The organism is Planococcus maritimus, assembly GCF_001592825.1.
GTDB classification, from domain to species: Bacteria; Bacillota; Bacilli; order Bacillales_A; family Planococcaceae; genus Planococcus; species Planococcus maritimus_C.
The window spans coordinates 10903-35431 of record NZ_LTZG01000011.1 but is presented as its reverse complement, the minus strand read 5'-3'; the positions used below and the strand labels follow the sequence as shown (position 1 = coordinate 35431).

The following is a 24529-nucleotide window of genomic DNA, read 5'->3' as shown; positions in this document are numbered from 1 at the left end:
GTTTTGTTTCAAGGCTAAAATAGAAAGAGAGGCGAAAATATGCGTACACGGGAACTTTCCTATTGGTTGTTTTTAGCGCCGGTGCTGTTGGCACTTGGCTTGGTCGTAGTGGTGCCCATGGTGCTCGGGCTTTTCTATTCATTCACGGCATGGAATGGCATTCAAACCGGCGAATTTGTCGGATTTCAGAACTACATAAACTTGTTTACAGATGAGCGCTTCTTGGATTCGCTTTGGTTTACAACGAAATTTTCGGTCGTGTCGGTTATTTTGATCAACTTCATCGGGCTGTCGCTCGCGTTAATCGTCACGTCGAAGATCAAGACGAGCAGTTTGCTGCGCACGACTTTTTTCATGCCGAACTTGATCGGCGGATTGATCCTCGGGTTTATCTGGCAGTTCATTTTCCTGAAAGTGTTTGCGAGTGTCGGCGAAGCGGTTGGCATGGAAAGCTTGCAAGCGTGGTTGTCAACAACGGAAACCGGATTTTGGGGCTTGGTCATTTTGATGAGCTGGCAAATGGCCGGTTACATCATGGTCATCTATATTGCTTATTTGGAAGGCTTGCCGAACGAATTGATCGAAGCGGCGGAAATTGACGGCGCCTCGACGATCCAGCGCTTCCGTTACATCATCTTCCCGCTCGTCGCACCGGCGTTCACCGTCAGCATGTTTTTGACCTTGTCGAATACTTTCAAGCTGTACGACCAGAACTTGTCGCTGACAGCAGGTGGGCCATACAACTCGACGGAAATGGTCGCAATGGAAATTTTCAAGACTGCGTTCGTACAAAATGCCTTCGCCTATGCGCAGGCAAAAGCGATCATTTTCTTCTTGATTGTTGCGGTCATCGCACTTGTTCAAGTGTATATCAATAAACGCCGGGAGGTCGAAATGTAATGCGCAACCGCTGGAATATAAAAGTCGAAGTGCTTGGCATTTTGCTGGCGATCCTTTGGTTATTGCCGTTTTACTTAATGTTCGTCAATTCCTTTAAATCGAAAAAAGAAATCTTTCTCGATACGACAAGCCCTCCGGAAGCATGGAGCTTCGATAATTACATTACGGCTTTCCAGGAACTCGATTTTCTTAGAACCTTGTTCAATTCTTTATTGATCACGGTCGTCAGCGTCGTGTTGATCGTCTTGTTTTCGGCGATGGCAGCTTACGCGTTATCACGGGCGAAAAGCAAGATGTCCACTTTCTTGTTCTTCCTGTTCGTCTCGGCGATGCTCATCCCGTTTCAATCGGTGATGATTCCACTTGTCACAGTGTTCGGCCAATTCGATATGCTGAACCGTGGCGGGCTGATTTTCATGTATATTGGCTTTGGGGCGAGCTTGTCGATTTTCCTGTATCATGGGGCTTTAAACAATGTTCCAAAATCGCTTGATGAAGCGGCAAAAATAGACGGGGCCAACCGTTGGCAAGTGTTCTGGCATATCATCTTCCCGATTCTCAAGCCGATCACGGTCACGGTCGCGATATTGAATATCATCTGGATCTGGAATGATTACCTGTTGCCATCGCTAGTTATCAATACGACCGGCAGTGAGACCATTCCCTTGAAGATGTTCTTCTTCTTCGGGGAATATACGAAGCAATGGCATTTGGCATTGGCCGGCCTGACGCTTGCCATCATTCCAGTCATTATCTTTTATTTCTTTGCACAACGCTCGATTATCAAAGGTGTCTCGGATGGCGCTATCAAATAAGGGAGGCAAACGCTATGGCGATTACAATTAAAGATGTTGCGAGACTGGCGGAAGTTTCGCCGGCGACGGTCTCCCGGGTTATTGCGGATCATCCGAAGATCACTCCGAAAACAAAACGCAAAGTAAGGCTGGCGATGGACGAGCTCGGCTATTATCCAAACTTTCAGGCACGCAATTTGGTGGCGCAAAAAAGCAAGGCGATTGGCGTCGTCATGGAGAATTCCACAACGCTCGCTTTTCAAAACCCGTTTTTCCCGGAAGTCTTGCGCGGCATTTCGGTCAGTGCCCATCAGAGCCAGTACGGTTTGTATTTATCGACCAGCGCGACAGAACAGGAAATCTACGAAGAAGTCGTGGCGATGACACAAGGCAAGCGCGTCGATGGTGTTATCTTGCTGTATTCTAAAATTGATGATAAAATCTTGGACTACCTACTAGCGAATGGCGTGCCGTTTTCCGTCGTTGGACGGCCTTATACACGTCCGGATGCCATTTCTTATGTAGATAATGACAATGTCGCCATTGCGAAGGAAGTGGTAGATCATTTGATATCACTGGGCCACCGGGATATTTCGTTCGTCGGGGGGGCTTCTGATTTCATCGTGTCTTCGGACCGCTTGTGTGGTTATCGGCAAGCCTTGGCGGAAGCCGAAATTCCGTTCACACCGGAATATGTGGTCACGCAAGAAGCGATGGAAGGCCAAGAACAACAAGCCATCTGCAAGCTGATGAAACAGAAAAAGCCGCCGACTGCTATCGTCACACATGACGATTTGGTCGCCTATGAAGTGATTAGTTATTTAGAGGATTTGAACATCGCTGTACCGGCAGATGTATCGATTGTTGGGTTCAATAATCATACCTTGTCGAGCCACTTAAAGCCGCCACTCAGCACGGTGGATATTTCGATTTTTGACCTTGGTTTGGAAGCTGCGAATTTAGTGCTGGAAAAAATAAACGATGGCAATGCAGCCCCGCGGAACATCGTCGTTCCAGCGACTTTGATCGAAAGGGCTTCTTGTCAGAGTCTTTGAAAGGACACGATTATGAAGAAAACATGGTGGAAAGAGGCCGTGGCGTACCAAGTCTATCCGCGCAGCTTCAACGACTCGAATGGAGACGGCATCGGAGATATCAATGGCGTCACGGAAAAACTGGATTATTTAAAAGAACTTGGCATCGATGTCATCTGGATTTGCCCGATGTACAAATCACCAAATGACGATAATGGTTATGACATCAGCGATTATCAGGAGATCATGGACGAACTTGGAACGATGGAAGACTTCGATCGCTTGCTGGAGGAAGTACATGCACGCGGGATGAAATTGATCATCGATCTTGTCATCAATCATACGAGTGATGAGCATCCGTGGTTTTTGGAATCACGTTCATCACTCGATAATCCAAAACGCGACTGGTATATCTGGCGCGATCGCCCAACCAATTGGGAAAGTATTTTCGGCGGGCCGGCATGGGAATTGGATGAGCAGACTGGGCAATATTATTTGCACATCTTCTCGAAAAAACAGCCGGACTTGAACTGGGAAAACAAAGAAGTACGTGAAGAGCTCTACAAAATGGTTAATTGGTGGCTCGATAAAGGCATCGATGGATTCCGCGTCGACGCCATTAGCCACATTAAGAAAGATTTCAGCGATTTGCCGATCGAAGAAGGCAAACCGTGGGTGCCGGCATGGGAGAAAATGATGAATGTCGATGGCATCCAGCCGCTGCTTGCGGAATTGCGCGATGAGACCTTCGCAAAATACGACATTATGACAGTCGGTGAAGCGAACGGTGTCTATGCAGAAGATATTGACGAATGGATCAGCGAAGAAGAAGGCAAATTCGACATGGTCTTCCAATTTGAAGATTTGACGCTTTGGGATAACGATGTCAAACAAGGTATCAACGTCAACGACTTGAAAACCGTCTTGACGCGCTGGCAAAAAGCAGTCGATGGCGTCGGCTGGAATGCGTTGTTTATCGAAAACCACGACAAGCCGCGCGTTGTCTCTACGTGGGGCAACGACGGCGAATATTGGCGCGAAAGTGCAACCGCGCTCGCTTGTATGTATTTCTTCATGCAAGGGACGCCGTTCATTTACCAAGGCCAGGAAATCGGCATGACCAATGCGCCGTTCGAGGAAATCCATCATTATGACGATGTCCATACGCATAATTTGTATTTCTATAATTTGGCGGAAGGCATGGAACACGATGCCATCATGACTTTATTGAAATCGACCAGCCGCGACCATTCCCGCACGCCGATGCAATGGAACGCAGAGGAAAATGCCGGATTCACAACAGGTAAGCCGTGGCTGCAGATGAACCCGAATTTCGAATGGCTGAATGTCGAGAGCCAACAACAGGATCCAAGCTCCGTTTTCTCGTTTTATAAACAGATGATTTCATTGCGCAAGAACATGGAGGTCTTGGTGTATGGCAGCTACGATTTGGCTGAAACCGACTGTGAGGACGTTTACGCTTATACCCGCACACATGGAAACGAACAAGTCCTCGTCCTTTCAAACCTGGGAAGCACTACGTGTGCTTGGCAGGAACCGGAAGGCGCGGAACTCCTGCTCGCGAACTATCAAGACCGTGATGCGCATCAACTAAAACCGTATGAGGCAAGAGTGTACAAGCTCGCTTAATGTTGCAGTAATAGAAAAACGCTTTTCCCGATTGGCCAATAGGCTGTTCGGGAAAAGCGTTTTTTTTTTTAGAATCCTGGTTTTTTCAACAGTTTGAAGATATTGTTCTTGTATTCTTCAACACCTGGCTGGTCGAATGGGTTGATGCCCAAAAGATATGCACTGTAAGCGCAGCTCAACATGTAGAAGTATAACAAATGGCCGATCTCGGATTCGTCGATACGGTCCACCGTTAAGCTCATTTGCGGAACGCCGCCTGATAAATGTGCGTTTGATGTGCCTTTATGGGCGATGTGGTTGAATTCCTGCAAGGACAAGCCAGCAATGTAATTCAATTCGTCGCCGTCTTCAGGTGTCTCGAAAATCTCCAAATCTTGCTGTGCTTCTTTCACGAGCAAGAAGGTTTCGAACAGATTACGCTGTCCGTCCTGGATAAACTGGCCGAGCGAGTGCAAATCAGTCGTAAAGACAACAGATGCCGGGAAGATGCCTTTTCCTTCTTTCCCTTCGCTTTCGCCGAATAATTGCTTCCACCATTCTTGAACGAACGACAGCTTCGGTTCGAAAATGGCATTGACTTCTGTCGTATAGCCTTGCACATACAGATGATGGCGGATCGCCGCGTATTGCATTGCAGGATTGCTATCAGGGCCTGCCTCCCGGTAAAGCGTTTCCGCTTCTTGGGCGCCATCTAACAGCTTGCGGATCGAATGGCCAGCAGCAGCAATCGGCAACAGCCCGACTGCTGTGAAGACGGAATAGCGTCCGCCAACGTCATCCGGCACGATAAAGCGTTCATAGCCTTTTGTTTCGGCCAATTGACGAAGTGCCCCTTGTTCTGCATCGGTTGTCACAATGATGCGTTCAGCAGCGCCGTCGCCGTAGCGCTGTTCCATATAATCGCGCAGGAAACGGAACGCGATGGCCGGCTCTGTCGTTTTGCCCGATTTCGAGATGACATTGACGACGACGTCTTTGCCCTCTAAATGGGCAAGCAATTGCTTTAAGTATTCACCGCTTACTTGATGTCCCGCAAACAAGACTTCCAATTGTTCGTCTTTCGGGAAATAAGGTGACAGCGCAGAAAGGACAGCTTTTGCCCCCAGGTAAGAACCACCGATACCGATGACAACCATGACGTCCGCTTTTTCACGGATGGCTTTAGCGGTATCTTCGATTTTTACCAGGAAATCTTCCGGCAAAGAAGACGGACAGTCCAGCCAGCCGAGAAAATCAGAGCCGGCTCCTTTTTTCGCATACAGATCCTCCTGGATTTGCTGCAAACGTGTTTTCATTTTGAGATCCACTGCGGACTCGATGGCTTCAGAATATGTTAAATTAATCATAAGCATCCTCCTCTTCTATAATTACTGATTTTACCATAGTGAAGGAAATGATAGCAGATATAGAAAGAAAAACTGCAAAGCTTTAAACGCAAGTGAATTGGGTTTGCTTCGGTGCCACTTATTGGTAAAATAAAAAGAAACTTCAATTAACCCGGGTAATGGTCCAGTGAGTTCCGCCTAACCGGCTATTTTTTTGAAGAAAGCATGTTAATATTTTGTTCAATAAGTGAAATCAGGCATCGGGTGAACATGTAAGCCAGAAAGCCACAGGAGGTCAGGAAAATGAAACGATACATAGCAATGGCAGCAGGGGCAAGTGCACTTATCCTGTCAGCATGCCAACCGCAGCCGACGCCACAAGACCGGTTAGATGAATACGTCAGCCATTGGAATGAGCAAGACTTCACGGCGATGTACGAAAACTATTTAACTGAAGTATCAAAAGAAACCTTCCCATCAGAAGCATTTGATGAGCGGCAGCAACAATTAATTGAGGACTTGGGCATTGAAAACTTAGAAGTTAGCTACACGGCTGAAGAAGACGCGGAATGGGACGAAGCAGAACCGGCCGAATTTCCGCTTGCCGTAAAGATGGAGACACTGGCAGGGCCGATTGAGTTCGAGCAAACCGTATCGTTGATGTACGAAGAGCAAGAAAACGGGGAGAATTGGTTTGTCGAATGGGATCCGTCGCTAATCTTTAAAGACCTGGAAGCGGACGATGAAGTAGCGGTGCAAACAGAAGCCGCTGAACGCGGCGAAATTTTAGACCGCGAAGGACGCGGCCTCGCGATCAACGGCACAGGCTATAACCTTGGGGTGGTACCGGAACGGCTAGAAGGGGACGGCGACTTAGAGGAAGCTGCTGAACTGCTTGGGCTGACGGTGGAGTCGATTGAAGAAAGTTTGAACCAAAGCTGGGTGCAGCCGGACCAATTCGTGCCGCTGACGAAAGCATCGAAATCGGCTGAACAATTGATCGCTGATGTCGAAGCGAGCGATGTTGCGACTTACCAAGAAACAGCGATGCGCGAATACCCGTACGGGGAAGCGTTCGGCCATTTGACCGGCTATATCGGCTCCATTACAGCGGAGCAATTGGAAGAATTGAAAGGCCAAGGCTACGGGGCCAATGACTTGATCGGCCGACAAGGGCTCGAACGTCGGCTCGAAGAACAGCTGCGCGGTGAGAGCGGTGCACGCATCTTGATTGAAAAACAGGCGGAAGGGGCGGAAGATATCGTCCTCGCTGATCAGGAGCCGACCGCTGGAGAAGATATAGAGCTGACGATTGATGCTGAATTGCAGACGGCTGCCTATGATTCGATGCAAGGAGAACCTGGTGCTGCGGCCGCAGTGTCACCTGAAACAGGCGAGACCTTGGCGCTCATCAGCTCACCAGGATTCGATCCGAATGAATTTATCGCCGGCATCAGCGGCGAACGGTACGCCGAACTATCGGACGACCCATTAAATCCATTGTTCACGCGTTTTGCCGCAAGCTATGCGCCAGGGTCAACGATCAAGCCGGTGACAGCGGCGATCGGCATGGAAGCAGGAACACTTGATCCGCAGCAAGGGCTTGAAATTGATGGCCAGACGTGGCAAAAAGACAGCTCATGGGGCTCGTACCGTGTCTCCCGCTTGCATCCAGAAGCGCCAAATCCGATCGATTTGAACAAAGCGCTTGTCTACTCGGATAATATCTATTTCGCAAGACAAGCACTTGAGATGGGGACTGAGACCTTCATTGACGGCTTGACTTCGTACGGCTTCGGAGAGGAGTTGCCATTTGCCATCGAGCTGGAAAGTTCTCAGATTTCTAATGACGGAACTCTTGGGTCTGAAGGGCAATTGGCCGATACATCCTTTGGCCAAGGGGAGATGCTCGCCAACATCCTGCATCTTGCTTCTGCCTACGAACCATTCTTGAACGGCGGCACGATCTATGAGCCGACGCTTTATGCCAGTGAAGAAGCGGGGCAGGTTTGGAAAGAAGGCTTGATCAGTGAAGGCAATGCGGCTGTGCTTCAAGAAGATCTCCGCAATGTCGTCACGGACGGCTATGCCAAATCAGCGGACATTGCCGCAGTTCCGATCGCCGGCAAAACCGGCACCGCTGAATTGAAAGGCGCTCTCGGCGAAGAAGGGCAGGAAAACGGATTTTTCGTTTCCTATCACGCAGAGCAGCAGGACTTCATTTTGGCAATGATGATTGAATCCATTGAAGACAATGGCGGCAGTGATTACGTTGCAGGTTTTTCCGCCAACGCCATGGAACAGTATTATTTAAATAATTAACCGAAGTCGTCCGCACTTAGCGGGCGGCTTTTGTGATGCGGAAAAAGAGGGGTTTTAGGAAAAAAGGCGTATATTTACTAAAAAGCGCAGCTAATGGATGAGGTGCTGCAATACCGCAACAGCAGAAAGAGGGGGATGAGCTTGAAAAAGACATGGTGGAAGGAATCGGTAGTTTATCAGATTTACCCGCGCAGCTTTTTTGACACAGACGGCGACGGGTTCGGTGATTTGAACGGCGTCCGGGCCAAACTCGATTACCTGCAAGAACTCGGTGTGGATATGATCTGGTTGTGCCCCGTCTACAAATCGCCGAATATTGATAACGGTTATGACGTCAGTGATTATCAGGCGATTATGGATGAGATGGGAACGATGGAAGATTTCGACCGCTTGCTAGAAGATATCCACTCCCGCGGCATGAAAATCATGATGGATCTCGTCTTGAATCATACAAGCGACCAGCATCCGTGGTTTCTCGAATCGAAATCATCTCGCGACAACCCGAAACGCGATTGGTATGTCTGGCGCGATAAACCGACAAATTGGGAAAGCATATTCGGAGGGCCGGCCTGGACGTATGACCCGAAAACGAGCCAATACTATTTTCACTTGTTCTCGAAAAGCCAAGTCGACTTGAACTGGGAAAATGCAGAGTTGCGCCGTGCGATATACGACATGATTCTTTGGTGGCTCGAAAAGGGAATTGACGGCTTCCGTGTAGACGCCATCAATCATTTGAAAAAAGATTACACGGATATGCCGAATCCGGAAGGGCTGAATTATGTACCGGCTTGGGAGAAGATGACCAATGTTCAAGGAATCCAAGAGCTGTTAGAAGAGTTGCGCCGCGAAACGTTTGGCCGCTATGATATGGTGACAGTCGGCGAGGCCAATAGTATCAGGGCGCACGAAATCGGGGAGTGGATCAGTGAAGAAGAAGGGAAATTCAATATGATTTTCCATTTGGAAGCACATGAGGAAGCCTGGAGTGAAGAAAGCGTGGGAGGCGTCGATGTCGATGATTTGAGAATTGTGCTGGACCGCTGGCAACGCAGCGCGCAAGGCATTGCATGGAATGCTTTGTATCTGGAAAATCACGACCGCCCCCGAACCGTTTCGACTTGGGGCAACGACCGAGAGCTGTGGCGAGAAAGCGCTACGGCCCTTGCTTGTATGTATTTCTTCATGCAAGGCACGCCGTTCATTTACCAGGGGCAGGAAATCGGCATGACCAATGCGCCATTTGACGACATCGATTTATACCGGGACATCGAGACGAAAAACATGTATCGCTACAACCGCCAAAAAGGTGTGCCTCACAGGGATTTGATGAACACCCTCAGGAAAATCAGCCGGGACCATGCAAGAACCCCGATGCAATGGAATTTTGGTGCAAATGCTGGTTTCACAGGGGGCGAACCATGGAGTCCATTAAATCCGAATTTCAATTGGCTGAACGTAACAGCGCAGCAGCGAGATCCGCAATCGGTGCTGTCTTTTTACAAAAAGATGGTGCAGTTAAGAAAGCAGCATGAAGCCTTGATTTATGGCAGCACACATTTAACTTTTTTGGAATGTCCATATGTGTATGCTTATACGCGAGAATATGGGCAAGAACGCTATTTGATTATCTCGCACCTCGACGATGATACCTGCTCGTGGCGGAGTCCTGCAGAAGGGCAATTGCTGTTGTCGAATTACGCTCATCATATAGACGGCAAATTGCAACCCTACGAAGCAAGGGTATACCTATTAACGTAGAAGTCGCCTAGAGCGGCTTTTTTTCATTTTCTCATTTCAGGGCATATCGTTGCAGGTACAAAGGTTTATTATGAAGACATCGGCTTTTTGAGAGACGGATTTTCCCAATTACGCAACGGCTGATTGTCTGCTAGATTTAAAGCATGGCCAAGCCGCAGGATAAACAGGCGGGACGCCGCTTGCTGCAAAGAGCCATGCAAATCTATTCGGAAAAGGGGATTCGAAAGATGAAAAAATCAGCAAAATTCATTACCACAGCTATGTTGGCAGCGACTATGCTCGTACCGGCAATGGGGGTTTCAGCAAATGAAGCTCCAGACGCACAAAAAGCGAACGCCAACGAGACGATCCGTGTGCTCGTCGATATGCCAGGAAAAAGTGACTTGAAAAAGGCAAAAGACCAATACGGCGTGCAGTGGGATTTCAATAGCGAAGGCTTCACGACGGATATGACTGAGAAACAATATGAAGCATTGAAGAAAAATAAAAATATAAGTATTGAAAAAGTACCGGAATTTACAGTAGAAACGACAACGCTTGAACCGCAGGCACGCTATCAAGCGATGGCTGCAGCCCAGTCGACTCCATGGGGCATCAAAGCGATGTATAACAATAGTTCCATTACGAAAACAACAGGTGGTTCAGGCGTCAACATTGCGGTACTAGACACGGGCGTCAACACAAGCCATGCAGATCTTGCGGCGAATGTCGAGCAATGTAAAGACTTTACTATCGGAACAAGCATCGTCAATGGTTCTTGTACAGACCGTCAAGGACATGGAACGCACGTAGCTGGATCGGCACTTGCAAACGGCAATGGCGGGTTGTATGGCATAGCACCGCAAGCTGATCTATGGGCTTATAAAGTGCTAGGCGACAATGGAACAGGGTCTGCCGATGATATCGCAACAGCTATCCGTCACGTAGCGGACCAGGCTTCAGCACTGAAGCAAAAAACCGTCATCAACATGTCTCTTGGCTCTTCAGCAGAAAGCAGCTTGATCACGAATGCGGTCAACTACGCATACGGTAAAGGCGTTCTTGTCATTGCAGCAGCAGGCAACGAAGGCCCGTACCAAGGGTCGATCGGCTTCCCAGGTGCTTTGCAAAATGCCGTAGCGGTAGCAGCTCTTGAAAATGTACAGCAAAACGGCACGTACCGTGTAGCGGATTTCTCCTCACGCGGCTATAGCCAATACGCGGGTGACTATTCGATCGGCAAATACGATGTAGAAGTATCAGCGCCAGGCGCAAGTATTTACTCAGCTTGGTACGATGGAGGCTATGCGACAATCAGTGGAACATCGATGGCATCTCCTCACGCAGCAGGACTTGCAGCGAAAATCTGGGCAGCAAACCCAACTGCAACGCATACACAAATCCGCAGCGATCTTCAAAACCGTGCAGCGAATAACGACATCCTATCCGGTTATTATGCGGGATCTGGAGACGATTCCGCTTCTGGATTCGGATTCTATCGCTTGCCATAAGCATGAGTTCCAAACAAGCCCGGCTATTACAGCCAGGCTTGTTTTTTTGTGTTAATATTTATATATTCTGACAAAGAAAGGTGAGTATATGAACATCGGTTCTGTGATCAAATATTATCGGCTCAAGCACAACCTCACACAGTCACAGCTCGCTGATGGCATTTGTTCCGTCTCGCATCTGAGCAAAATCGAATCCAATACCTACACGCCCCACGAAGAGACTTACGAAGCATTGCTGTTAAAAATGGGCGTGCAGTTGAAGAAAGAACTGGAGCATCAGAAGCGGCTTGAACAGCAATTGGGGCGATTTATTGATTGTTCTCTATACTACGATCTCGACCGAATGGAAGAACTGTATCAGGAGTTAGTTGAAGTAGACAATTACGTGCAATCAACCGCACTCATCAATCAATATGAGTTGTATAAATTTCGCTATTATTTACATGCGAAGCAATATGAAAAAGCCAACGAGCAACAAAAATTGCTCGATAAGTTAAAAGCCTCTTTTACAGCTCCTGAATTGTGGATGAGACAGTTTTTCCAGGCTATTCAATTCAGTTCCCTTGGCGATTATAAAGAGGCAATGGCACTCATGGATGAGCTGGACCATGGTTTTCATAGCATCCCACAGAAACTTGAAGGAGAATTTTATTATCAAAAATCCCGTATTCTTCTGTTATTTGACCGCTTAGCCTTATCAGCATACTATGCCGAGCTAGCGGTGCGTGCGTATGAAAAGGATCATAACTACATACGCTTATTGCATGCCCAGCTATTGTTAGCAATCAATTACACGAGACGAAATTTAGTAACGCAAGCTGGTAATCTGTACGAAGTAATTAAACGAAACGCTAAATTAACACAACAAAAAGAGCTTTACCAGACGGTGCTTTACAATTATGCAGAGCTATTGCAAAGTGAAAAACAAGACGAACAAGCAATAGAATTGTTTGAAGAGCTGAAAAAGGGGCTTGAGCCAGGCAGTTACCTGCATAAAGCAGTCATAGTAAATTTATTAGAGATAAAGACAATGGAGCAAGAGGCTACTGCCGAGCTGATTGCACAATTGCGCATGGCAGGCACTTCAAAAGATAAGGAATACTTCAATATTTACAGCAATTATTTTGAAAAACAGAAATTTTCCCAACAAGACCTTTTGAACTATAAAGAAGATAAAATGTTTCCATTTTTCAAAAAATATGGTTACATTAAAGACACAAGACAGTTGTCCCAAGATCTTGCTGCTTATTACAAGCAACAAGGGAAGTGGGAAAAAGCGCATTATTATCAAACTCAGTTTTTAGAAAATGGTGGTGAGTAGACGTGCACAAAAAGAAAGTAATAGCCGGTTTAGCATTGGCCCTAGTTCTTGCAGTATCCGCAGGCTTTCCGCAATCAGGTTCAATCGCTGAATCAGCGGGTGGATCAGTGACAATCAATGGTCCGCAAGTATTGCCTCCTTTATAAGAAGTACAAAGACCTGCCGGCATGGCGGGTCTTTCTTTTGCCTAATGGACTATACATGAGCTATGTCATTTTCCTTTCTTGTCTCTAACAGGATTGTGGGAAGAAGCAGCAACTTCGGGTAAACTAAACAAAAAGAAAGGTGGGGTGGCAATGTACAAAAAACAGCAATATGTCTTCAAGGATGGACGCCCGGTGATGGCAACCATCCGGACCTATACGGAAAAAGATTTTCCGGGCTTGATCGACGTGCAGCGCGAAAGTTTCCCACCGCCGTTTCCACCGGACCTACTATGGAATGAGCAGCAACTCCAAAGTCACATCACACTTTACCCTGAGGGTGCGATTTGTGTTGAAATCGGTGGCGAGATTGCGGGATCCATGACAGCGATGCTGACAACGATCGATCCCGAGCATCCCGCACATACGTGGGAGCAACTGACGGGTTCGGGATCCATCAACACACATGATCCGCAAGGCACATCACTCTACGTTGTCGATATCGGCATCAAACCGAAATTCCGCCAATTGAAATTAGGTAAACTATTGATGGAAGCGATGTACGAACGCGTTGTTGCAGACGGGATTGAGCGGCTCATTGGCGGGGGACGCATGCCAGGGTATCATCGATATGCAGAACAGCTGACAGCGGAACAATACGTGGACCAAGTAGTGGCGGGTGAACTAAGGGATCCGGTCATCAGTTTCTTGCTGAGCTGTGGCCGCATGCCCGTTAGCATAATACCTGGATATTTAGCTGATGAAGAATCACTTGATTACGCTTTATTAATGGATTGGAATAATCCTTTCATCCGCTAATTAGTTAGAGTATTCTGACACTGCCTTTTTTGAAGCGCTTGTTTTTGCTATACTGGCAGAAACCAACTAGGCGCGGAGGGGATTATATGCAATTGACCGTGCAAGATGTTTTGGATTATGAATTGCTGGAGGGGGCAGTCGTCCGGACCGCCAAAGAGCGAGCAAATGCGCAGCCTGTACACTGGGTATCTGTCATGGAAATGCCGGTAGAGAACTTCGTGCGCCGTAATGAACTGGTATTGACGACGGCGATGGGATGCAATAATGATTTGGAGATTTTCCAGGGATTTGTCCAGGACATTATCGATTCCGGTGCTGCTGCATTGATGATTGCGATGGGACGGCATGTTTATGAAATTCCAAAAGAAATTGCGCAATTGGCGGAAGAAAATGAATTCCTGCTCGTTGAACTGCCATGGGAGCTGCGCTTTTCCACGGTTATTGAAGAAGTGATGATTGATTTGAACGACCTGCACAGGCAAGAGCGGCAACGCTCTGAGCAAGTTCAGCAGGATTTGTTGAAACTGATCTTAGCAGATGCGGAATTGGAAAAAATCGCTGCCTATATTCGCCGTGAGCTCGACAGTGCGTTACTCATCACGGATGCCCACGGGACGATGCAAGCTGCCGCCGGTTTTTCACGTGCTAAGTTGGAAGAGTGGGATCAGCAGGTCGGGAAAGGGGTTTTTCCGATTCATCGAGCAGCCCCGAAAGAAAACCGCGATCCGATGATTCAAAAATTCCGCAGTGGTGAGCTGGGCGGCCAGAAAATTATCCAAGTCCCGGTGCTGCAAGTATCGGAGGAAGCCCAGGGTTATCTATTCGTTGAACTGCCGGAGACTGCCGATGGGCGGCTTGATGTCTTTTCGGTGCATGTGCTCGAGCATGCCGCAACGACGATTTCCTTATGGCGCTCTAGGCAAAATGCAGTCGAAGAAACCAAAGCGGCGTTGCGTATGGATTTTGTCCGAGAGCTTGCCAATGGGGAATTTGCGAGCAAAGAGCAGGCGGCTTCTCGTGCACGTGCGCTCGGCTATGATCTGGAGCTTTCCTATATTAGCCTGGCAGGCAGCCCAGAGAATTTCCGGGAATTGTTCGAACGCAAGAAAAATGGGTACAGCTCGTTTACAGAGTGGTCGAAAAGCATGGTTGCTTATATCGAAGAAGAAGTCCATTACGCAGCGCATGCCATGAAACGTGCGGTGATCACCGGTTATGCCGACGGGTATTTGATCATTTTCTTAGAAAAGCCGCTTGAAAGCGGGCAGGAAAACCAAATTAACTTCCTGGATTTGATCGAACGGCGGCTCGGAAATTTGTTGCCTGAAGTTGTCTTGTCCTGGGGTATCGGTGATCATGCAGAAGGATTTGATGGCTTTAGTGACAGTTTCCGGCATGCCAAAACAGCATTAGACATCGGGCGTAAGAAAAAAGGGCCCGGGCACCGGATGGATTACCGTGACACCCGGGCAGACCGGCTATTGCTGCAATTGGCCAAAACGGAAGGGATGCTAGACATCATCCAGTCGACCATCCAGCCGCTCGCAGGTTACGACCAGCAGCGGCAAATGGACTTGATCGGTACTTTTTCGGCGTATAATCATTACCAGGGAAATGTCAGTCAAACGGCACGCGCGTTGAACCTGCATCGCCAATCCCTGCTTTACCGTTTGCGGAAAATCGAGTCATTGACCGGCTTATCGCTAATTGATCCGGACGATTTGTTTCTACTGGAATTATGTGTCCGGACCTATCGCATGGGTGCTGCTGAATACGACAATATTTAAACGAAAGCCTTCTTTTTAAGAAGGCTTTTCAGGTTGTTGAGAAAGTGATAAAGTCGTATTTTCCGAAGCTTATCGCACGACTCCGTGGGCTCGCGCCCAAGCCTCCTCAGCCGCTTCGCGTCTTGCGGGGCCTCGGTCGTCTCGCTGATCCACAGGAAAGATAAGGTCGACCTACGGGAGACGTTATCTTTGCGAAAGTAATGCGCAGCATTATTGAGCAGAAGGGGTTACGAGCGAACGCTTCTCCAAATACTTAGAGAGGTTATTGACTGTTGGATATAGAAAAAGATTCTCTTTTTTAAATTGAGAGCGAAATGTGGACTTCTTCAACACTCTGGAAAGCCTTCTTTTTAAGAAGGCTTTTTTGTATGGGGAAAAATTGACTAAAGGGCAGTGTGCATTTTCATACACTATGACAGATGCCTTGAAATCCGCACAGCCAGTATAGTGGAAACAAGGATAAAAGATTGATTATTTCGACTTTTAATTCGTGATTACAAGGAGGGGATTCCCCATGTCGTTCGGAACTGCAGAGTATCAGGGGCGTATCAGAAAAACAAAGCAGCAAATGGCAGAAAAAGGAATTGAAGTGCTGCTCATCACGGACCCGGCCAATATGAATTATTTATCCGGCTATGACGCCTGGTCGTTTTACGTCCATCAAATGCTTATCGTCATTGAAGACGAAGACCAGCCATTGTGGGTCGGGCGGATCATGGATGCCAATGGCGCCAAGATCACTACTTGGCTCTATCACGACAACATCATCCCGTATCCAGAAATCTATGTGCAATCACAAACGCATCACCCGATGGATTTCGTCGTGGAAATCTTGACGCAGATCGGTCAGGACCGGCGTTCGATCGGTGTTGAAATGGAAAATTATTATTTTACGGCAAAATGCTACGAACGTTTGCAAAAAGGATTGCCGAATGCCCGTTTCCAGGATGCATCTTTGCTGGTGAACTGGGTTCGGATCGTGAAGTCGGATACTGAGATTGCCTATATGAAACGTGCTGCGCGTTTTTCCGAAAAAGCGATGGCTGCGGGCATTGAAATGATCGCTGAAGGCGTCAGGGAATGTGACGTTGCGGCACGGATTCTCGAAGTTCAGGTAAAAGGCACGAAAGAGCACGGCGGGGATTATCCAGCGATTATGCCGCTGTTGCCGACAGGGGAACGCACCGCCGCGCCGCATTTGACCTGGACCGATAAACGCTATAAGCAAGGCGAATCGGTAACACTGGAGATCGCCGGCTGCTATAAACGCTATCATTCGCCGCTCGCGCGCACCGTGTTTATCGGGACGCCGGACGCCGAACTACAGCATCTTGCGGAAGTGACGACAGAAGGCATCAACGAATGCATTGCGATGATCAAGCCGGGCATCTATTTGGAAGAAGTGTGTGCGACATGGACCAAAACGATCGCCCGCTACGGATTTGAAAAAGAAGCGCGCATCGGCTATCCCGTCGGCTTGAATTACCCGCCGGATTGGGGCGAACATACCGCGAGCATCCGCAAGGGCGACCGCACGATACTCGAACCGAACATGGCATTCCATATGATTCCGGCAATGTGGTTCGATGATTCGGGCTTTGAAGTGAGTGAAACCTTCCGTGTGACAGAAACTGGCTGTGAAACGCTGGCGAATATGCCAAGGGGCTTATTCACTAAAGGCCATTTGATCGGCTATTCAGGTGGCGCCTGAACGCTTGAAAATAAAAAAACATCTTGCCTAGAAGGCATCCAAAATTGAGGAGTGAGTTCATGACAAACAACAAAATCCACCAATCCACACAAGCGGTCTGGGGCGGAGAAAAAGACTATTTGGCACACGGGGCATCGCAAGTACCGGTCGTCTTGAGCGTCGCATATACGTATGACGATATGGAGGATTGGTACGACGTTGCGATCGGCAAGAAGAAAGGACATATCTATGGCCGCAACACGAACCCGACCGTTCAGGCATTCGAAGACAAAGTGAAATTGCTTGAAGGGGCTGAAGCCGCGACTAGTTTCTCGACAGGCATGGCAGCCATCAGCAATACGCTCGCAACCTTCCTTGTACCAGGCGACCGCATCGTCTCGATCAAAGATACGTACGGCGGCACCAACAAAATCTTTACGGAATTTCTGCCGCGTCAGCAAATCGATGTCGCGCTCGTCGACACGGGCGACCATGAAGCGATTGAAGCGGAACTCAAAAAAGGCTGCAAGATCCTTTACTTGGAAACACCAACCAACCCGACCGTCAAAATCACAGATATTGCGCGCATGGCAAAAGCAGGGCATGAAGCGGGAGCCCTGGTCATCATCGACAATACATTCGGCACGCCAATCAACCAAAATCCACTTGAAGACGGCGTCGATTTGGTGTTGCACAGTGCGACGAAATTCCTCGGAGGGCATGCAGATGCACTCGGCGGTGTTTTGGTCGGATCCCACGAACTGGTCGAACAGGTTTACCATTACCGCGAAATCAACGGTGCAACGATGGATCCGATGGCAGCCTATTTATTGCTTCGCGGCATGAAGACTTTGCATTTGCGTGTACGTGAGCAAAGCAAAAACGCCATGGCACTCGCCAAGTACTTGCAGACAAAAGATATCGTTGAAGACGTCTTCTATCCAGGTCTCGAAACCCATCCAAATCATGATATCGCCAAGCGCCAAATGAAAGGCTTCGGCGGCATGCTGAGCTTTTCTGTAAAAGGCGGCGTCGATACGGTACGCGACTTGTTGCCAAAACTCCAATACGCAAACCGCGCCGCAAACTTAGGGGCGGTCGAGACGACAGTCGGTCCGGCGCGCACGACAAGCCACGTGGAATGTACGCCGGAAGAACGCGCCGCGATGGGCATTCCGGAAGGCTTGATCCGGGTATCTTGCGGCATTGAAGAAATCGAGGACATCATTAACGATTTCGAGCAAGCGTTCCAGCACGTCGAAACGGTGATGAACGTCTAAGGAAAGCCGGGGGTAAGCATGGAGCATAAAGATGAATTCCTGACGAATGCGGAAAAAATGAGCGGAGAGCTCAGCGAATGGCGGCGAACACTGCATCGATCCCCGGAACTGAGCTTCCGGGAATTCAAGACAGCCGATTTTATCGCGGGCGTGCTAGAAACGATCGAAGGGCTGACAATCCACCGGGGAGTGGGCCTAGAAACGAGCGTCATCGCGACGCTCGGGACAGGGCAGGCACCGGTGATTGCGCTGCGTGCGGATATCGATGCTTTGCCAATCAACGAAGCAAATGCATGCGATTATCGTTCACAAACGCCTGGGGTTATGCATGCTTGCGGGCACGATGCGCATGCCGCCATCCTGCTTGGCGCCGCTTCGCTTCTTGCGGAACGGTTCCGTTCGCAGCGATGGGACGGAACGGTGAAGTTCATTTTCCAGCCGGCGGAGGAAATGATCGATGAAAATGCCATGTCCGGCTCGCCCTATTTATTGCAAGCGGGTGCGTATGAAGGCGTGGAGCAGGCGATTGCGCTCCATATGTGCCCGTGGCTGTCAGCTGGCGCAGTCCAAATGCATGACGGCATCAGTATGGCGAATGTCGATGTCTTTCACGGCATGATTAAAGGAACCGGCGGGCATGGCGCCTATCCAGAACTCGGCAGCGACCCGACTTGGATGCTCGGACTTGTTTTGCAAGCATTGCACGGCATTGTGCCACGGAAAATTTCAGCGCTCGAGCCCGCAGTCGTCAGTATCGGGCAAATTCATGCGGGAACTGCCAGCAATATTATTCCGAACGAAGTTCAAATAGAGGGGACCGTCCGAAGCTATTCAGCCGGCACGCGCAACCGGCTCGAAATGGAAATCCACGATGCTTTTGCCCTCGCGAAGCAATTGGGCGGCGATTATTCGTTTCATTATCAACACGGGGAGCCAGCACTGGTCAACGATAAATTCGTAAATGGGCAAATCGCAAATGCCATCCGGAAAACGGATCCCGCTATCAATTTCACCCACCAGCCGTTTGGCATGGGAGGCGAAGATTTCGGTTATGTCACGCAGCAATTGCCCGGGGCGATGTTTTTTCTCGGCTGTTCGCCAGGCGATGGGATCGACCGGGATCTGCATAAGCCCAATTTCGATATTGATGAACGCAGTTTGCCGCTCGGCGCTGCCATTTTAGCGAACGCGGCAACCGGCTTTTTCACGGGCAGACATGGAGAAGGGGAGGAATAGCATGACACATAAATTGGCATTTATCGGATTCGGCGTAGTCGGCCAAGGGCTCGCGGAAATCCTGCATGATAAGCGGCACAGCTTGAGAAAAGATGAGGGATTTGAAGCGAAAATCGTGGCGATCTCGGACTTCAGGAAAGGCTCTTTGTATCATCCGGAAGGGCTTGATATCGAAGCGGTGCTCGAGACGGTGCAAAAAACGGGAAGCTTGGACGGCTATCCGAAAACGGAAGGCTTGGTTGCTGGATGGGACAGTTTGGAAACGATCAGACAATCGAATGCCGACACCGTAGTGGAAGTGTCCTATACCGACGTGAAAACCGGCCAGCCGGCAATCGACCATTGCCGCGCAGCATTCGAAAGCGGCAAAAATGTGGTCATGACCAATAAAGGGCCGGTTGCGCTCGCTTACCAGGAATTATCGGCTTTAGCGAATAAGCAGAACGTCTCCTGGGGCTTTGAAGGTACGGTGATGAGTGGGACGCCTGCCCTACGGATGCCGAAACTGGCGCTTGCCGGAAATGACATAACCGAGATCCGCGGCATCTTGAACGGCACGACCAATTTCATGCTCATGCGAATGGACGAAGGCGAAAGCTATGAATCTGCGCTCAAGGAAGCACAAAAGCTTGGCTATGCTGAAGCGGATCCGACGAGTGATGTCGAAGGCCACGATGCGCGCTATAAAATCGTCATCCTCACACAGCATGTCATGGGCATGCCTTTATCGGTCGAAGCTGTCGAGTGCACCGGCATTTCGCAAATGACGCCAGAACTTATCGAACAAGCGCGTGCGGAAGGAAAACGTTGGAAGTTGATTGCCACAGCCAAAAAAGAACACGGGGTCATTGCGGCGAAAGTGTCGGCTGAAAAAGTGCCGCTGGATGACCCGCTTGCCTCCGTGTCAGGTGCGCTCAATGCCATCACTTACGAGACCGACTTGCTTGGGCCCGTCACGCTTTGCGGTGCAGGGGCTGGCAAAACGGAAACTGGATTTTCTTTGCTGATCGACTTATTGACCATCGCAAAGGCGAGAGAAACGGTGCGTTCATGAAAGGAGGCAGTATGAATGGCGACACATATTGAAGGCCGGAAAATGTTCTTGGCAGGTGAATGGGTAGAAGGGGAACGGTGGATCGATGTGACCGACCCACAAGACGGGACGCTCATCGACCGTGTGCCTGCCGCTACAAAAGAAGACATGGAAGCATGCATCGAAGCAGCAAAATCAGGCGCTGAAACGTCAGCCCGGATGCCGGTCGTCGAACGCATGCACATTATTGGGAAAGCGGCGGAGTATATCGTGACGAATTCCGAACAATATGCGCGCATCATTGCGAAAGAAAGCAGCAAGACAATCCGTGAAGCGCGTAAAGAAGTAGGGCGGGCGGTGGAGACCTTGCGCTTGAGCGCAGAAGAGGCGAGACGCATCACCGGAGAGACGATTCCGTTTGATCAGTCGCCTGGTGGAATCGGCAAAGTCGGCTATTACCGGCGCTTTCCGCTCGGCATCATCGGGGCGATCACGCCGTTTAACGATCCGTTGAACTTAGTGGCGCATAAAGTCGGCCCGGCGATTGCATCGGGCAATGCCATCATCGTTAAACCGGCAACTGTCACACCGCTCAGTGCGCTTTTGATGGCACAAGCTTTTGCGCACGCAGGCTTGCCGGAAAAAATTCTGTCAGTCATTACTGGAAGAGGCGGGGAAATCGGCGATGTCCTAGTCGAGCATCCCGCGGTCCGGATGATCAGCTTTACCGGAGGCGTCGAAACCGGGCTTGCGATCACCAAAAAAGCCGGCCTGAAAAAAGTGGGCATGGAACTTGGATCGAATTCGCCTGTTATCGTCTTGCAAGATGCCGATTTGGACGACGCGGCAGCGTCTTGTGTATCGGGTGCATTTTGGGCAGCTGGGCAAAATTGCCTCGGCGTCCAGCGAGTTTACATCGAAGAAAATGTTTACGACACGTTTAAAACCCAATTTATCGAGCGAACCGAACGTTATATCGTCGGTGACAAGCAATCTGAAATAACCGATATGGGCCCATTGATCACGGAAAAAGAAGCAAAACGGGTCGAGGCACTGGTCGAGGAAGCCCTCGCAAAAGGCGCGACGCTTGAAATCGGTGGGGAACGGGACGGTGCTTTTTATTCACCGACTGTGCTCACGGATGTTCCTGAAGGTTGTGCGCTCGCAACAGAAGAAATCTTCGGGCCGGTCGTCTTGCTTTATCGAGTGGCTGGTTTGGATAAAGCGATTGAGCAGGCAAATGCTGTCGATTACGGGCTACAGGCAGGGATTTTCACGAAAAACTTGGACCATGCCCACCGTGCGATCGAAGAACTCGAAGTAGGCGGCGTCATGATTAATGATAGCAGCGATTTCCGCATCGATGCCATGCCGTTCGGCGGCGTCAAACAATCCGGACTCGGCAGGGAAGGCGTCAAATTCGCCATCCAGGAGATGACCGATACGAAAGTGATTTGCTTTAAATTGGGATAGTTTTAGCACGAAGCGCATAGCAAGCGAGCTATGTGCTTTTTTAATGTTATAGCGCACTATGTAAAAATGGAGAAGAGACGGGGGAACGAATGGAAGAAATGCTTTCATACCATGTGAAAACGGATACACAAACGTAATTGTGACAAATTGTAAAATATTATTATTAATTATCGATTTATTCGTTGAATTCTGAAAAATGTACTCTATAATAGAGAGAAACTCAAATCAGCCGGATCCTCAATTCCGGATGGCTAGCTAGGTGATTTATCTGGGGCCGGTGAATTTAATGAGTGCTCCGTGAATCCGCGAAGCAGATACATAGAACAGAAAGGGTAGGATACTAATGAAGAAGGATTTGCGCATCAAGAGTAAAGTTTTTAGCGAAGGGCCGATGAAAGCCCCGAACCGTGCGATGCTGCGTGCGGTTGGCGTGACGGACGAAGGCTTCGAGCAGCCGATGGTCGGCATCGCGAGCACATGGAGCGAAGTCACACCTTGTAATATACATATCGATGAACTGGCAAGAGCCGCTAAAAAAGGTGCGCGACAAGCCGGTGCTGTTCCGTTTATCTTCAATACGATTACCGTTTCTGATGGCATTTCCATGGGGACAGAAGGCATGAAATATTCGCTATCGAGCCGAGATGTTATCGCTGACTCTATTGAAACCGTTGTCGGTGCAGAAAGCTTGGACGGGCTCGTTGCAATCGGCGGCTGCGATAAAAATATTCCAGGATGTTTGATTGCCATCGCCAATTCCGAAGTGCCAGCCGTATTTGTCTACGGGGGAACGATCGCAGCAGGGCGCTACAACAGCCAGGATATCGATATCGTATCTGTGTTCGAAGGTGTTGGCCAGCACAATAACGGCACCATCGACGACTCGGCATTGCGCAAAATCGAATGCAGCGCTTGTCCCGGCGCAGGTTCGTGCGGCGGGATGTACACAGCGAACACGATGGCTTCAGCTGCTGAAGCGATGGGCATGAGTTTGCCGGGAAGCTCCTCGAATCCGGCCGTGTCTGAATATAAGGAAGCGGATTGTGAAGCGGCAGGTGCAGCGGTCCATAACTTGCTGGAGCTCGGCATCTACCCGAAAGACATCATGACAAAAGAAGCGTTCGAAAACGCGATCACCGTGGTCATGGCGCTTGGCGGTTCGACAAATGCGATCCTACACTTGCTGGCGATCGCGCACGCAGCGGAAGTGGATTTGACGATTGACGATTTCAACCGCCTGCAAAAAATCGTACCGCATATTGCGGACCTGAAACCAAGCGGCAAATACGTCATGCAAGACCTTCACCGAGTAGGCGGCGTTCAAGCTGTGATGAAGATGTTGTTGGAAGCGGGTTATTTGCACGGCGATTGCATGACAGTCACCGGAAAAACAGTCGCCGAGAACTTGCAGCAAGCGCTGAGCCTGGAAGAAGGGCAAGACGTCATCATGCCGTTTGACAATCCGAAGCGCAAAGACGGCCCATTGATTGTCTTAAAAGGCAATCTGTCCCCAACAGGCGCCGTTGCTAAAGTGTCTGGTGTAAAAGTCAATCGCCACACGGGCCCAGCACGCGTCTTTGACAATGAAAAAGAAGCAACGGCCGCGGTCATGGCAAACGAAATCAACGACGGCGATGTCTTGGTCATTCGTTATGTCGGTCCCAAAGGAGGTCCGGGCATGCCGGAGATGCTGTCGATTTCAGCAATCCTCGTCGGAAAAGGCATGGGCGAATCTGTTGCATTGCTCACCGATGGCCGTTTCTCCGGAGGGACGCATGGGCTAGTCGTTGGCCACATTTCACCGGAAGCACAATCCGGCGGGCCGATCGCTTTGCTTCAAGAAGGCGACATGGTAACGATCGATTCCGATCTGCAAGAAATCTCCATGGACGTTTCCGAAGAAGAACTTGAAAAGCGCAGAAGCGAATGGACAGCACCGCCGCTTTACCGAAAAGGGGTCCTTGGGAAATACGCACACAATGTCTCTTGTTCTTCTAAAGGCGCCGTGACAGATTATTTAAATCGATAACAAACAGCAGCGTCAACTTCGGTGTGGAACCGGTGCGGCGCTGCTTTTATTTCGTCTGGAAATTGGAAAAGGGCCGCCCTCGAGTGAGGGCGGCCCTTTGTTTATTAGGTAACAATCATGCGTTTTGACTTAAATATTAACCCGTAATGAACGGGGAATCATTTCCATTGAAAGTGTTTGCTTTCATTGCCGCGGTAATAGTTCCACTGGGTGCTTTAAACTTAAGCAACGTAAACCCTGCCTTCTTTTACGTCCTTGCGATCCTTTAATCGCGCCAGTGTGAATAAGTATCTTCAAAAACATTGCGTAGAATGCCAGTCATCAAAATTTATATATGTTACCTCGTAGTTAACTCTGAATACTATCTCATATTTTTGGGTATATGTCAATGATAGGGCTTACGTGTGAAGACAAGAGCTTATAAAATAAGGAATTTGATGTA

At 49.2% G+C, this 24529-nt stretch carries 17 protein-coding genes; 16 read left to right on the top strand and 1 reads right to left on the bottom strand.

The window, feature by feature from the left end; genetic code table 11:
* Window positions 1–39: 39 nt before the first annotated feature.
* The 4 genes from AY633_RS08840 to AY633_RS16455 are packed head-to-tail and all read left to right on the top strand — an operon-like array spanning window position 40 to window position 4378.
* Window positions 40–900, top strand: a complete 861-nt coding sequence (locus tag AY633_RS08840; RefSeq protein ID WP_068487995.1) for a carbohydrate ABC transporter permease — start codon at window positions 40–42, stop codon at window positions 898–900.
* A complete protein-coding gene (locus AY633_RS08835) occupies window positions 900–1715 on the top strand; it encodes a carbohydrate ABC transporter permease (protein WP_068487994.1) in 816 nt (271 codons plus the stop codon). Before AY633_RS08840 ends, AY633_RS08835 begins: the two co-directional genes overlap by 1 nt.
* Window positions 1716–1729: 14 nt before the next feature.
* Window positions 1730–2749: a LacI family DNA-binding transcriptional regulator gene (locus AY633_RS16460; protein ID WP_068487993.1), complete on the top strand. Its 1020-nt coding sequence runs from the start codon at window positions 1730–1732 to the stop codon at window positions 2747–2749.
* Between the two features lie 12 nt (window positions 2750–2761).
* On the top strand, window positions 2762–4378 hold the full coding sequence (locus tag AY633_RS16455; protein WP_068487992.1) for a glycoside hydrolase family 13 protein: 1617 nt from the start codon (window positions 2762–2764) through the stop codon (window positions 4376–4378).
* Window positions 4379–4446: 68 nt separating this feature from the next.
* Here AY633_RS16455 and AY633_RS08820 read toward each other — a convergent pair whose 3' ends face one another.
* On the bottom strand, window positions 4447–5730 hold the full coding sequence (locus AY633_RS08820; RefSeq protein WP_068487991.1) for a glucose-6-phosphate isomerase: 1284 nt from the start codon (window positions 5728–5730) through the stop codon (window positions 4447–4449).
* Window positions 5731–6006: 276 nt separating this feature from the next.
* Between AY633_RS08820 and AY633_RS08815 the strand changes: the two genes are divergently transcribed.
* From AY633_RS08815 to ilvD, 12 genes are all read left to right on the top strand, one after another.
* Window positions 6007–8025 carry a penicillin-binding transpeptidase domain-containing protein gene (locus AY633_RS08815; RefSeq protein ID WP_068487990.1) on the top strand — a complete coding sequence of 673 codons (2019 nt, stop codon included), beginning with the start codon at window positions 6007–6009 and terminating at the stop codon, window positions 8023–8025.
* A gap of 135 nt (window positions 8026–8160) precedes the next feature.
* Window positions 8161–9786, top strand: coding sequence for an alpha-glucosidase (locus AY633_RS08810; RefSeq protein WP_260804549.1), 1626 nt, complete (start codon window positions 8161–8163; stop codon window positions 9784–9786).
* Between the two features lie 227 nt (window positions 9787–10013).
* On the top strand, window positions 10014–11276 hold the full coding sequence (locus AY633_RS08805) for a S8 family peptidase (RefSeq protein ID WP_068487989.1): 1263 nt from the start codon (window positions 10014–10016) through the stop codon (window positions 11274–11276).
* An 88-nt stretch (window positions 11277–11364) separates the two neighbouring features.
* Complete coding sequence (locus AY633_RS08800) at window positions 11365–12597, top strand: helix-turn-helix domain-containing protein (protein ID WP_068487988.1); 1233 nt, start codon at window positions 11365–11367, stop codon at window positions 12595–12597.
* Between the two features lie 296 nt (window positions 12598–12893).
* A complete protein-coding gene (locus AY633_RS08795) occupies window positions 12894–13559 on the top strand; it encodes a GNAT family N-acetyltransferase (RefSeq protein WP_068487987.1) in 666 nt (221 codons plus the stop codon).
* An 86-nt stretch (window positions 13560–13645) separates the two neighbouring features.
* The gene (locus tag AY633_RS08790) at window positions 13646–15346 is read left to right on the top strand and encodes a PucR family transcriptional regulator (RefSeq protein ID WP_068487986.1); all 1701 of its coding nucleotides are present in this window, start codon (window positions 13646–13648) and stop codon (window positions 15344–15346) included.
* 514 nt (window positions 15347–15860) lie between these two features.
* The gene (locus AY633_RS08785; protein ID WP_068487985.1) at window positions 15861–17057 is read left to right on the top strand and encodes a M24 family metallopeptidase; all 1197 of its coding nucleotides are present in this window, start codon (window positions 15861–15863) and stop codon (window positions 17055–17057) included.
* A 59-nt stretch (window positions 17058–17116) separates the two neighbouring features.
* Window positions 17117–18316 carry a cystathionine gamma-synthase family protein gene (locus tag AY633_RS08780; protein ID WP_068487984.1) on the top strand — a complete coding sequence of 400 codons (1200 nt, stop codon included), beginning with the start codon at window positions 17117–17119 and terminating at the stop codon, window positions 18314–18316.
* 18 nt (window positions 18317–18334) lie between these two features.
* Window positions 18335–19552: a M20 metallopeptidase family protein gene (locus AY633_RS08775; RefSeq protein WP_068487983.1), complete on the top strand. Its 1218-nt coding sequence runs from the start codon at window positions 18335–18337 to the stop codon at window positions 19550–19552.
* Between the two features lies 1 nt (window position 19553).
* Window positions 19554–20606 (top strand): homoserine dehydrogenase, encoded by a 1053-nt coding sequence (locus AY633_RS08770; RefSeq protein WP_068487982.1) that lies wholly within the window; start codon window positions 19554–19556, stop codon window positions 20604–20606.
* A 15-nt stretch (window positions 20607–20621) separates the two neighbouring features.
* Window positions 20622–22058, top strand: coding sequence for an aldehyde dehydrogenase family protein (locus tag AY633_RS08765; protein ID WP_068487981.1), 1437 nt, complete (start codon window positions 20622–20624; stop codon window positions 22056–22058).
* Between the two features lie 343 nt (window positions 22059–22401).
* Window positions 22402–24087 (top strand): dihydroxy-acid dehydratase, encoded by a 1686-nt coding sequence (ilvD, locus tag AY633_RS08760; RefSeq protein ID WP_068487980.1) that lies wholly within the window; start codon window positions 22402–22404, stop codon window positions 24085–24087.
* The last annotated feature ends 442 nt before the right edge of the window (window positions 24088–24529 follow it).